Consider the following 12,511-nt stretch of genomic DNA (forward strand, 5'->3'; position numbering starts at 1 on the left):
ATTATTTTAAATACTCTTCTGCTTCAGAAATACTTTTATTCATTTTTTTGCTCACTTCCGAAATTGATAACTTTTGTTCGTTTAGATATTCGATCTTTTCTTCTTCTGTCATATTCTCCATTCTAGGATCATAATTACGCATCCAGTTCATCATGGCTTTATCAGCCTCCTCCAGTGAAATAATTAATCGCTGAATTTCTTCATTAGATTGGGTGCTATCCATTTCATTTCTTAGTGATTTTTTAAGTTTCATGATATCATCCATTTTAGGCATTACTTCATCATGAATCGCAATGGTTTCAGATTTCAACTTTTCAATATCTGCTTCCTTAGAACCACAAGCTACAATAAAAAAGGCACTCAATAGGATCAGACTAAATTTTACAAGAATTAATTTCATTTTCAATTTAATTTTAAAGTTCATTCTGAGAACGATTAAAATTAAATCAGGGTTGGTAAAATCATTCTATATTCTTGTAAAAAACGGCACGCTCATCCTGACCAATATGTAAATAACTATTGTGATGTTTATATAAATAAGAACAAACCGCTAAATCTTTTAATGCATAAAAAGAGTGAAAAATAGATAAAGACTGTAAAAGCAAAAAAAGAACATTGTTAAAGAAAAATGATAATGCAAATGGGGTGACTGAAAATAATAGAAATGCGACTAAACTAATTACATAATAATTTTTCTTGCTTAATACAAAATCAGATGAATAGATGTTAAACCTTAATAACCTTTTACTCCACTTAAACACTACCTTTTTCGCTCCTAGCAATTTGTAAAAAAATGAATGTATAAACTCATGCAATATAGGAGTAACTAAAAGAGAAAGAAGTAAGCCTCCGATAATTCCAATTATCCAAATTCTAGAATTTAGTAGCATTAAATTGAAGGCAAAAATCGAAATTAGAAAAGCTACTAATAAAGAGCCTAAATAAAGCCAAAATATTATAGTAACAGGATTAATTCTTCTAACAAAAGTAGCCATAAACAAAAGCCAATCGTTCCCATTCAAAACGGTTAAGATACTTTTATATTGACTATTCTTCTTAATTAACTCTGTATTCATTTACTTATAAATGTAAAATAAATTTTAAAAGAATATTCAATATCTATGTTAAGCTTTAGTGAACTTTACAAAAAAAAGCAGCTGCATAATGCAGCTGCTTTTGATTCCATTTTTTAAATTATTTCTTTTTCTATTTCTTTTTTGTTTTTGGTTCTGCTTCTTCTAAATCTTCACCGTTTATTTTAGCTCTAATTTTTGTCTCTAATTCTTCCATCAATTCAGGATTATCTAAAATTAAAGATTTAACAGCATCTCTACCTTGCCCTAACTTATTATCCATATAAGAGAACCATGAACCTGCCTTTTTAATCACATCTAATTCAACCCCTAAATCAATGATCTCACCAACCTTAGAAATTCCCTCACCATACATAATATCAAACTCAACCACTTTAAAAGGAGGAGCTACTTTATTTTTCACAACCTTAACCTTAACTCTGTTTCCTGTAATATTATCTGGCCCCTCTTTTATACTCCCAATTCTTCTAATATCTAATCTTACAGAAGCATAAAATTTCAATGCATTACCACCGGTTGTAGTTTCAGGATTACCGAACATAACCCCAATTTTCTCTCTTAACTGGTTAATAAAAATACATGCACAGCCTGTTTTACTAATAGCACCCGTTAATTTTCTTAAAGCCTGAGACATCAATCTGGCTTGAAGTCCCATTTTGCTATCCCCCATCTCGCCTTCAAGCTCACCTTTAGGTACTAAAGCTGCTACGGAATCTACTACTACAATATCTAATGCTCCGGAGCGAATCAAATGTTCAGCAATTTCTAATGCTTGCTCACCACTATCAGGTTGGGAAATCAATAAATTCTCAGTATCAATCCCTAATTTTTCAGCATACGATTTATCAAAAGCATGCTCAGCATCAATTATTGCTGCCATTCCTCCCTTCTTCTGAGCTTCAGCAATACAATGCATAGCTAAGGTCGTTTTACCCGATGATTCAGGACCATATACCTCAATCACTCTACCTCTAGGAATTCCACCAATACCTAAGGCTATATCTAAACCTAAAGAACCTGTTGGGATTGCAGGAACATCGACTACTTTCTCATCACTCAACTTCATTACAGAACCTTTCCCGTAAGTTTTATCGAGTTTATCAATTGTTAATTGTAATGCTTTTAATTTTTCGCTTTTTTCGCTCATCTTTTATTAATTGTATAGGGCTAATGTGTAAATTGCTGCATCGAATTTAGCAGGAAAAGAAACAATTGCCAAATGCTATCTAGTCGCTTTAGAACTAAATTTATGCAATTCAAATTTATTAATGTTTCTCTTATTATTATAGTTATTTGTATTAATCCTTTATTAGCACAATTAGACAATTCTGGATTTGAGCAAAAAATAGAAATTGACAGTACATTAGATGATCCTTTCAGTTTTAATTTAAGAGTGCTAGCCTTCAACAAAAACAATGAGTATTTTAATGAAATTGTAAAAGGATATACGCTATTCGGCACTCGATTTATACCTAGTATTGGATACCAATTGCATGAACAAGTAAATCTTCAGGCAGGTATTTTTTTACAGAAAGATTTTGGAAATAATAATTTAACCTATTCCATACCCTATATCAGCATTCTTTACAATTGGAATAATAGTCAACTTATATTCGGGAATTATAACGGATCAATACATCATAAAATGTTAGAACCGCTTGAAGATTTTGAACGGCTAATGGTTGATCCTCTTGAAAATGGTCTTCAGTATTTATATAATACTGATAAAATATTTTTTGATGCATGGATTAACTGGGAGAAAATGATTTATCAAGATTCTCCTTTCAAAGAAGAAGTATCAGGAGGAGTTGTAGGTAGATATGATTTCTATCAAAAACATAACAACACTTTAAGTTTTCATTATCAATTCAGAGGTTATCATAGAGCAGGACAAATTGATGCACTCAGAGGGCAACCGTTGGTTACACGTTTCAACAATGCATTTGGATTTTCTTACGAAAGGAAAAATAAATTTGATTTTTTTGAGGGTCATAAACTGGAAGGATATTTTCTCCATTATATAGATGACAGTAGAGAATTTAGACTTCCGTTTATTCAAGGATATGGCTATTATCTAAATGGTACAATAGAAACTAAAGTAGGTGATTTTATGCTGAGTTATTGGAAAGGAGATCACTTTTATTCCTATAAAGGCGGTAGGATTTACCAATCATATTCCACTGATCCAAACTCTAGATTTTTTGAAGATCAACGGGAACTATTGATTCTTAGAGTTATGAATGAATTTCAAATCGGTGAATCTTCTACTTTGCTACTTCGTTTTGAACCCTATTGGGATTTCGGGAATCAAATATTTGAATTTTCTCACGCAGTTTACTTTAATATTTTCAAAACCTTGCCCATAACGAACAAATAATTGAAATCAGTTTTCAGAAAAATTATTCTAATAACTTTCATCATTATATCCATTTTCTTGATTTGGAAATGGAAACTTGTGGTTTACGGTTATCATCAAGCAAAAGGACAGCTGTCAATCATGTATTACGCTGAACCCCTTGATAATTATTTAACTGATAAATCTTACCCTGATTCTTTAAAATCAAAAATACAGCTCGTAAAAAAAGTAAAAGAATTCGCTCAAAACAGTTTGGGTTTTGAAGCTAATGGCCAATATGAAAAGATGTATGACCAAAAGGGCAAAGAATTAATGTGGGTAGTTACTGCAGCATTACCTTATCAATTAGAAAATTACGAGTGGAAGTTCCCTGTTTTAGGAAAAGTTGCTTATAAAGGCTTTTTCATAAAAGAAGAAGCTGAAAAATTAGAGAAGGATTTAAGGCACAAAGGCTATGATACTCGATTAAGAACTGCAGGAGCCTGGTCAACATTAGGATGGTTAAATGACCCATTGTTAAGTAATGTTTTGAATAATACTGATGGCAGATTGATTGAATTGATTTTACATGAACTTACGCATGATGAGGTTTTTATAAGAGATAGCATTGATTTTAATGAAAACTTAGCCTCTTTTTTCGGTCAGGAATTTACCAAGCTATATTTTAAAGAAGCGAACTTAACTCACAGTGAAGAATACAAAAATTACCTAGATCAACTAGAAGACAGACATCTTTTCAATCGATTCATAAATAATTACTTAAATAGATTCGAAAACTTTTACAGAAAAATTGAAGGATATAGCATTGTACAAAAAGAGAATCTCAAATATCAATTTATTGAAAAATTCAAAAAAGAACTATCTGAACAGCCTTTTAAAAATGTGGAATACAAAAATTATGTACAAACTGAATTGGATGTGAACAATGCTTTTTTACTGTCATATAAAAGGTATAGTGGAAATTACTATACATTGAAAAAGCAATTAGAAGAAAGTTTTAATGGCGACATTCTTAAAATGTTGAATTATTATCAGAATAATTTTAATTCTTTATAACAAATGTATCTTAAAGTTTAATTAGATATTAAGAAATTGTTATTACCACATTTATCGCTTAATTTATAGATATTTTTAGCGAATTTAGCCTAAAACAAAATCTTAAATAACCATGGGAAACAAGCAAAACCATAGAGTGCTTGTCGTTGACGATGAATCAGACATCTTAGAATTACTAGATTATAACCTTACAAAAGAAGGCTATGAAGTAAAAACTGCAACTGATGGTAAGTCTGCAATTGAAAAAGCAAAGAAATTTCAACCACAGCTTATACTATTAGATATTATGATGCCTAATCAGGATGGTGTTGAAACTTGTAGGCAATTAAGAGAAATCCCAGAAGCTGCAAATGCTTTTATCATTTTTTTAACGGCTCGTTCAGAAGAGTATTCGGAAGTAGCGGCCTTTGAAAATGGCGCTGATGATTATATTACAAAACCCATCAAGCCAAGGGCTCTAATGAGTAGAATTAACGCTTATTTCAGAAGAGATGTTAAAAAGCAAAAAGATAGCAATAAAATCAACATAGGAGGATTGTCCATTGACCGCACAAGTTATACCGTAACAGTTGATGGCAAACAAGTTTCCCTGCCTAAAAAAGAGTTTGAATTACTTTACTTCCTTGCTCAAAATCCTAATAAAGTATTTAATAGAGATGATTTATTGCAAAATATTTGGGGTTCAGACGTATATGTTTTAGCGAGAACAGTGGACGTACACGTTCGTAAAGTAAGGGAAAAAGTAGGTGAAGGCTACATTTCAACTGTAAAAGGTGTGGGCTATAAATTTGATATGGATTAAAATATGCTTTTTAATTCTAGAGGTGTTTCAATTTTGTTGGCAATATCAATTGCCATTGTAACTACTGCTTTTCTAAGTTTATTGGAAGGAGTAAGTAATATAGCATTAATACTTACTTTCATATTATCCTCCTCCTCAGCTTATTTACTAATTAGTATAGTATTAGAATTTCTTTTCTTTAAAGAGATTAACAAGCTTTATGAGGTTTTCAATAAACTAGGAGAAAAAAATTACTCTTTCGTGAATGACATGAATGATCAAAAGTCATTAAATCCACTTCGTAAAATTAATCAGGAAATCTTTAGCTATGCAGCTAATAAACAACAAGAAATTGATGAGCTAAAACGAATGGCTACCTACAGAAGAGAATTTTTAGCAGATGTTTCACACGAACTTAAAACACCAATTTTTGCGGCACAGGGCTTTGTTTATACACTTTTAGATGGAGCCGTTAGTGATAAAAAAGTGAGAGGTAAATTTTTAAAAAAAGCAGCCAAAAGTTTAGATGGTCTTGAAATGTTGGTGAATGATTTGCTAACACTTTCTCATATCGAAGCCGGTGAAATAAAAATGCATTTTGAAGAAATTGATATCTATGCTTTAGTTCAAGATGTATTTGATCAATTTGAAGGGAAAGTAGATAAGAAAAATATTATTCTTCAATTTGACAAGGATTATCAATCCCCTATTCACGTCATAGCCGATTATCAACGTATTTATCAGGTAATCGTAAATTTGATCTCCAATGCGATCAAATATTCGGATGAAAATACCGAAATTGTGGTCGGTTTTGAAATCAGTGATAAAGATGTAACGGTTGCGATTCAGGATCATGGAGCAGGAATTTCACCTGAACATATCAAGAGGATCTTTGAACGCTTTTACAGAATTGATAAAAGTAGATCAAAAGAAAGAGGTGGTACAGGTTTAGGCTTGGCAATTGTTAAGCACATAATTGAAGCTCATGGCTCATCTGTATCTGTTACTAGTACATTGGGCAAGGGCTCTCTGTTTAGTTTTAAACTTCCTGTTAAAAAAGCTCCAGAGCCTTACGTTCCTATTGCTGAAGAAGAATCGGAAACCGATTAAATTTATTTCTCAAAATGTATTACAAATCTATAAAGCCTCTCATCATTGATGAGTCCGATGATTATATATTTATTAATAAACCGCCATTCATTTCAACTTTAGCTGACAGAAATGACACAGTAACTATTTTATCCTTAGTTAAAGATTACAATGATGATTATCAGATTTGCCACAGATTAGATAAAGAAACATCAGGGGTTTTATTAATAGCTAAAAATGCTGAAGCTTATAGAAATGCATCAATACAATTTGAGCACCGACAAGTAGATAAAACCTATCATGCAATTGTTGATGGTTTGCATCAATTTAAAGATGAAATAATTGATTTACCGCTGCATACTACTGCTTCAGGCTATGTGAAAATATCACACAGGCAAGGTAAAAATGCGAAAACCATTTTCAATACTATTGAGAGTTATAAAAAACATAGCCTAGTAGCTTGCAAACCAGAAACAGGTAGAATGCACCAAATAAGAGTTCATTTAGCTTCTCTAAAGGCTTCCATTACGGCTGATGAAACCTATGGAGGTAACCCATTGTTTTTATCTGCAATAAAAAGAAATTACCATGCCGCTAAAGAAACTGAAGAACAATCAATTATTAAAAGATTTGCCTTGCATGCTAAAAGCCTAATTTTAACTGATTTGCATGGAAAAAAGATAAATGCAGAAGCTCCATATCCTAAAGATTTTGAAGTGGCTATAAAGCAATTGAGAAAGAATAGTTAAGCTTTTATTAAAACTTACTTTCCATGCTCTTTACAGTGCTAAACGCATCTTTAATTATTTCGTCAGGATAATCTGAAAGTTTCAAAATATTGATAGCATTTCTGGTTTTAACCTTTCCTTGCTTTAATTTATAGTCAAAAGAAACTTTATCGTTTTCTATTGACTCATTAAAATGGAATAAATTAAACTCATTCTTTAAAAGATCTGCTAATTCAATATCATGAGTCGATACAAATATTAAATTATTCTTTTTACTTAGATAAGATAAAACAGCTTTTCCTGCAGATATTCTTTCAACAGTATTAGTACCCTTAAATATCTCATCTAATAAAATTAAACTATAGCTTTCATTATGGGAGTTTTCAATAATATTTTTGATTGTAGCAACCTCCTCAAAATAATAACTTTTATCATTCATTAAATCATCACTAATTCTAATGGCTGATAATAAATTCATAAAAGGTAGTTGAATTGAATCAGCAAAACATGTATTTAAATTCAAAGCAGTGATTAGGTTTATCCCAATTGTTCTGATAAAAGTTGTTTTACCCGACATATTCGACCCTGTTAACAAAACAGATTTACCAGATGTATTGATATCATTTTTAATACAATCTGGAATTAACGGATGATAAATTCCTTTAGCTATGAGATTAAACTCTTGATTGTGAAAATCAGGTTTACTGTAAGTATTTAAACCTGATCTTAATGAACTAACCGAATAAAGCATGTCTAATTTACCAATAAAAGAATGCAGGTTCTTTATATCAAGCTTATTAGTATTGAGTTTACTAATAAGTTTTCTAAAAAGGATAGGCTCTAGTAGTAGTGAAATTTTAAACAGTTCTAATAATCCCCATAAGATAGTAGTAACGTCTCCCTGCAATCTATTTTCCATCTGGAATAAATAGAAATGTTTTTTCATTTTCTTAATCTCATGCAGTGATTTGGAAATATCTTGTTTAGCGAAATAATTGGGATACTTTTTAGTGAAAAAATGACTTACCTTATAAAGTTTCACTAATTCTGGTAAAGCAGAAATATAATAATCTAAATTATTCTTATTCCTGTAGTGAATCCACATATTAGCTATTAGCAGAAATGGAATAATATAAATTAAATCAGGAAATATAAGGAGCCCTATTAAGGAAAATAATGTCATTAATGTTAAAATCGGAAGTAACTTATACCACCTAGGTACTTCAAATGACTTTTCTTGAAAGAGTTTAGAGATGTAATATGCTTCAGTGCTATTTAAGGATCGAAGCTTATCCTCCACGGTTTTTCTAAAATCAAGATTATTAGCGATCTCATCAATAATGACCTCGTCCTCAGATTTTATAGTTGCGTCCTTAGAAATTGTTCTGAGTTGATAATAAAAATATTGTTGCCCAACACTAGAATTCGTTCTATCTAAGAACATAAAAAGCTCTTCAAAATCTAAATCATCGCAAGTTTGGTCACTTAATTTATTTGATTCTTTGATGTTAGACTTATGAAAGAACTCTGAAATCCAATGAAAATAAAATGGTACCTCCTTTATTTTACCGAATAAGAACTGTTGTTTATTAGAAGACCTCAATTTGTAATTTATGATTGTATAATTTGCTAAAATACAATTCCAGATTTATAAAATATCCAAAACCTGCTGCTTATTAATTCTTTGCAGATAAATTCTTTCAAATCTTCCAGCTAAAAAAGTGGTTCCAGTAATGGCAATCCCACCATCATCCAATGCTATAATATCTGATAATGTAAATGGATTTAAAGTCCCTAGGTAATAAGTAGCTTCTAGTTGCCCTGAATTAATATTATAAAAATAAAGTACTACTTGTCTCCCTTCTGTTTCAGAAGCTATTACAGTGTAATCGGTAGTGCTAGAAGAATAGGCTGTAATTCTGCATATTGCCTTTTCCGATATCTCAGGTATATTTCTATCAAATAAATTTACTGATGAGTTAATTTCGTTAATTGGCAATGTAGTTTTAGCATTCATAAAATGATCCGCAAATTGATAGCCAACAATGGCAAAGTCTGAACCTGTTGTTGGAAATGCAGCTTTTAAGCCTGCGTCTGTTCCTTGTCCTTGTAAAACACCCGTTGGATTATCACTAAAGTCAGTAAATACTAAAGAAAGTGTATAATTGAAAAAGCCATTAAAATAATATCTATTCCCTGCAGTTTGTCCACAGAAAAATGGCAAGCGAGCACTTCTCTTTGTAAAATGATCCACTATAGGGTCTTGAACATCGCTTCCCGGCCCAATAGAATATGCAGCCTGTTGTAAAATCTGTCCTTCGCGACTGACTTCAGTAAGAATTGTATTTAAACCATCTGGATCATAGGACAGTAATAACAAATTATTATTTGAAGTAGTATTAGCCGCTAATGGATAAGAAGCTGTCGTATTTAAAGCTGTAGTGGATAATTCGCCATTTTCGCTAATACTTGCCAAATATGGCCTCAAAGTATTTCGATCCATACAGAAAAAATAAAGTGTATTCCCAATTTTCTGTAAAGATTTAGTAGGTGCCACAAGGTTTTCTTCTAGCGGCTGTTCGTTGATAAAATTACCAATGGAATCAGTAGTCACTATATTTATTCCTGAAAAATCGCTAGATCTTAAACTTCTTTCAGATAATATATAAAAGTTATCTAGATTTTTTTGTAAACCTACCGGACTGTAAGCAGCATTATAATTTGCATCATCATATATCTTCAGGAAAGATTGTTGGGGGGAAACTTCCTCTTCAGAACAGGCAGAAAAAATAATTAAGCTTAATAAAATTAATTTCAGATTGATAATTTTCATAATGCTTTAAACTGAGAATCAATAAATCGAAGTGGAAAAACAAAACTTACTGAGGCGCTATAATTTTGTAGACTGTAGTCATCTTGCACCTCACCAAATGATGAAAAAGTATTCTCATCAAATCGGGTTTGATCATTTACAATTGACTGAAAACTATGTCGATACTGAACATCAATAATTGACCTAATATTCCAAAAGTCAAAACTCACACCTATTCCACCCAATACTCCATAATTGTTTAATACTTCTTCCCTATTATTTAATTTGATATTGGCTCTTTCAAATTCTACGGCTTCACCGGATGCATAATCGGTTTCAAATACATTAACTTCTTTATTAGCATCAAAAGCAAAAGCATAAAATGCTCCAGCCATCACAAACGGTCTAATTTTTTCTCCCAGAATATCATATTTAACAGCAATTGGAAGCTCTAAAAAAGTAATGCTTTGTCTTACCTGATAACTGGTTTCATACTGATCTCTATCCGTTTCTCCTGACCAAGCGAGCTCACTATTGTAGTTGATATTATTTCTAAAAAAAGTTGGGTAAGTCATTACAGAAAATCCCTTGTGATAAAAAGTGACATCCAACCCAATATGAAAGGCTGGATCAACAAAATCTTCGTATTCTTTTACTAGCTTATCTTCATTATAATTGATAGGATTTAACCCTGAAAAGCTTTCAATCAATGTAGTTTGTGTAATATTAGTCCCTCCTCTAATTCCTAACCACCATTGTGTTTGTAAGAATTCTTGCGCTTGATTACCTGGTTTAGGCTTTTGCTTCCTCAACTGACTATAAGCAGGATTTAAAGCTAAAGCAAACAATATCAGAGCTACAAATACTCTGAATAATTTAATATTCAACATAAATCAGTTCTTGATTAATTTTTTAGAGTCATTTATATTTTTGGCATTAATTCTGATTTGGTAAATACCGGATTTTAATCCACTTAAGTCCAATTTGATATCATTACTACCTTGCATTAAAGGCTTCATCATCACACCTATTGATTGTCCCGTTATGCTAATAATTTCAATTCTTACCTTTCCAGCCTCATTTGATTGAATCTTTAAATTGGTTGAATCTGCTGCGGGGTTTGGAAATGGATTAGCCACATTATAATGCTTACCTAACCAAGAATTTGTTCCTGTAATGCTATTAGAAATCATTTCTACATCAGGTAATGGATTCCCATTTTCATCAGATGCGTTGAAAAAATCTTTAAAAAAGATATCGTTATTTATGCTGGCTTGATCTACTCCCAACCATTCATGAAGAATACTAGCATAGAGCTGTCTATAGTCAAATTGTAATCCTATATTACTTTGAGTTAAATCCGGATTAGTACCAAATACTCCAGGATTCACTCGATTTCCAAATACCATTACCGCTCCACCTTTTCCATGATCGGTACCGTAACTTCCGTTTGATGGAATTCTTCTACCGAATTCACTCATACTAATAGTCAAGACTCTATCTTGTAAACCACGAGCTTTTAAATCCTCATGAAATGCTTTCATTGCAGCCGAAATATGATACATTTTAGTAGCATGAACCCCCATGGTAGTATTACTTCCTTCCACCTGTCCTGCATGAGTATCAAATCCTCCAATTTTCACTAGAAAAACCTTGGTTTTTATATCACCGCCTAATAAACGAGCTACTAATTGAAGCTGCCCGCTTAGAGGATTTCGTAAGCTGCCTGATGGCGCATTAAACGGATATATTTCAGGATAATCTACTTTAGTTTCATTAGAAGATTGATAAATCTCTCCTAGTCTTTTAATGTAAGTTTCAGATTTATCTTCTAATCCTAATATCCAATCCATTTCCTTTTTATAAGGAGAGCCTGCTAAATGTTCTGGTGGCAAACCTCTTGGATCTATCCCTTCATCTGCAAATCCTTCTAAATTTTCAATTTGATTCAGCAGTTGCCCAGGGCTATTTCCTAATGAAATAGATGTTGGAATATTCCCTTCCTGATGAAATAATAATGAAGTATCATTTCCCATTTCTAAAGCTAATGGGTCTGGCATGCCTGCGTTTGGGAAATCATCAGGATACTCAGATGGAGCATAAATATGATTGAGATATCTCCCTACCCATCCAGAAGAATAATAATCATCATAATCTCCACCCATGAACCAAATGTCTCTTCCTCTAAAATGAGACCCATTATTTTTAGGATAAGAAACCCCCTGATACACTGCTGCTTGCCCCCTATCATACATGCTTTTAAAATCAATCATGTCAGGATGAAGACCGACTTGATCGGCAGGGTTTAAAGTACTATCTAAAGGAATTAAGGTCCGATTGCCACTTTTATATGGAATGGCAATATTGGCTCTCCTACTGTAATAAAGATCATAATTATCAATCGGAATAAAACTATTTGTACTATCATTCCCTCCATGTAGTTGAAGTATTACCAATACCTTGTCGTTGTCACTTTTCGGCAATAGACTTTTTAATGGCTGATGAGAAGACAATAATTTTATAGGGATACCATTAAAAGCAACAGCACCACCAGCAGCAAATCCTAATCTTTTTATAAATTTTCTTCTATCCATA

At 32.0% G+C, this 12,511-nt stretch carries 12 protein-coding genes; 5 read left to right on the forward strand and 7 right to left on the reverse strand.

The window, feature by feature from the left end; translation table 11 throughout:
* Nucleotide 1 precedes the first annotated feature (1 nt).
* The 3 genes from QYS48_RS01995 to recA form a co-directional block, all read right to left on the reverse strand.
* Nucleotides 2-400, reverse strand: coding sequence for a hypothetical protein (locus QYS48_RS01995; protein ID WP_308357315.1), 399 nt, complete (start codon nucleotides 398-400; stop codon nucleotides 2-4).
* 61 nt (nucleotides 401-461) lie between these two features.
* Entirely contained in the window at nucleotides 462-1,076 is a 615-nt protein-coding gene (locus QYS48_RS02000; RefSeq protein WP_308357316.1) for a DUF3267 domain-containing protein, read from the reverse strand.
* Between the two features lie 130 nt (nucleotides 1,077-1,206).
* Complete coding sequence (gene recA, locus QYS48_RS02005) at nucleotides 1,207-2,241, reverse strand: recombinase RecA (protein ID WP_308357317.1); 1,035 nt, start codon at nucleotides 2,239-2,241, stop codon at nucleotides 1,207-1,209.
* A gap of 102 nt (nucleotides 2,242-2,343) precedes the next feature.
* Between recA and QYS48_RS02010 the strand changes: the two genes are divergently transcribed.
* From QYS48_RS02010 to QYS48_RS02030, 5 genes are all read left to right on the forward strand, one after another.
* Complete coding sequence (locus QYS48_RS02010) at nucleotides 2,344-3,471, forward strand: hypothetical protein (RefSeq protein ID WP_308357318.1); 1,128 nt, start codon at nucleotides 2,344-2,346, stop codon at nucleotides 3,469-3,471.
* Complete coding sequence (locus tag QYS48_RS02015; protein ID WP_308357319.1) at nucleotides 3,472-4,506, forward strand: aminopeptidase; 1,035 nt, start codon at nucleotides 3,472-3,474, stop codon at nucleotides 4,504-4,506.
* Nucleotides 4,507-4,618: 112 nt separating this feature from the next.
* A complete protein-coding gene (locus QYS48_RS02020) occupies nucleotides 4,619-5,308 on the forward strand; it encodes a response regulator transcription factor (RefSeq protein ID WP_308357320.1) in 690 nt (229 codons plus the stop codon).
* A 3-nt stretch (nucleotides 5,309-5,311) separates the two neighbouring features.
* A complete protein-coding gene (locus QYS48_RS02025) occupies nucleotides 5,312-6,397 on the forward strand; it encodes a cell wall metabolism sensor histidine kinase WalK (RefSeq protein ID WP_302127207.1) in 1,086 nt (361 codons plus the stop codon).
* Nucleotides 6,398-6,411: 14 nt separating this feature from the next.
* Nucleotides 6,412-7,125 (forward strand): RluA family pseudouridine synthase, encoded by a 714-nt coding sequence (locus QYS48_RS02030; protein WP_308357321.1) that lies wholly within the window; start codon nucleotides 6,412-6,414, stop codon nucleotides 7,123-7,125.
* Nucleotides 7,126-7,132: 7 nt separating this feature from the next.
* On the opposite strand, the gene QYS48_RS02035 is transcribed toward QYS48_RS02030, so the two are convergent.
* The 4 genes from QYS48_RS02035 to QYS48_RS02050 are packed head-to-tail and all read right to left on the reverse strand — an operon-like array spanning nucleotide 7,133 to nucleotide 12,510.
* A complete protein-coding gene (locus tag QYS48_RS02035; RefSeq protein WP_308357322.1) occupies nucleotides 7,133-8,707 on the reverse strand; it encodes a DNA mismatch repair protein MutS in 1,575 nt (524 codons plus the stop codon).
* A 45-nt stretch (nucleotides 8,708-8,752) separates the two neighbouring features.
* Nucleotides 8,753-9,937, reverse strand: a complete 1,185-nt coding sequence (locus QYS48_RS02040; protein ID WP_308357323.1) for a hypothetical protein — start codon at nucleotides 9,935-9,937, stop codon at nucleotides 8,753-8,755.
* On the reverse strand, nucleotides 9,934-10,806 hold the full coding sequence (locus QYS48_RS02045; protein WP_302127210.1) for an outer membrane beta-barrel protein: 873 nt from the start codon (nucleotides 10,804-10,806) through the stop codon (nucleotides 9,934-9,936). Before QYS48_RS02045 ends, QYS48_RS02040 begins: the two co-directional genes overlap by 4 nt.
* A 3-nt stretch (nucleotides 10,807-10,809) precedes the next feature.
* Nucleotides 10,810-12,510 carry a DUF1501 domain-containing protein gene (locus QYS48_RS02050; RefSeq protein ID WP_308357324.1) on the reverse strand — a complete coding sequence of 567 codons (1,701 nt, stop codon included), beginning with the start codon at nucleotides 12,508-12,510 and terminating at the stop codon, nucleotides 10,810-10,812.
* Nucleotide 12,511: the final 1 nt, after the last annotated feature.

It is taken from the genome of Marivirga arenosa (assembly GCF_030503895.2).
Lineage (GTDB): Bacteria > Bacteroidota > Bacteroidia > Cytophagales > Cyclobacteriaceae > Marivirga > Marivirga arenosa.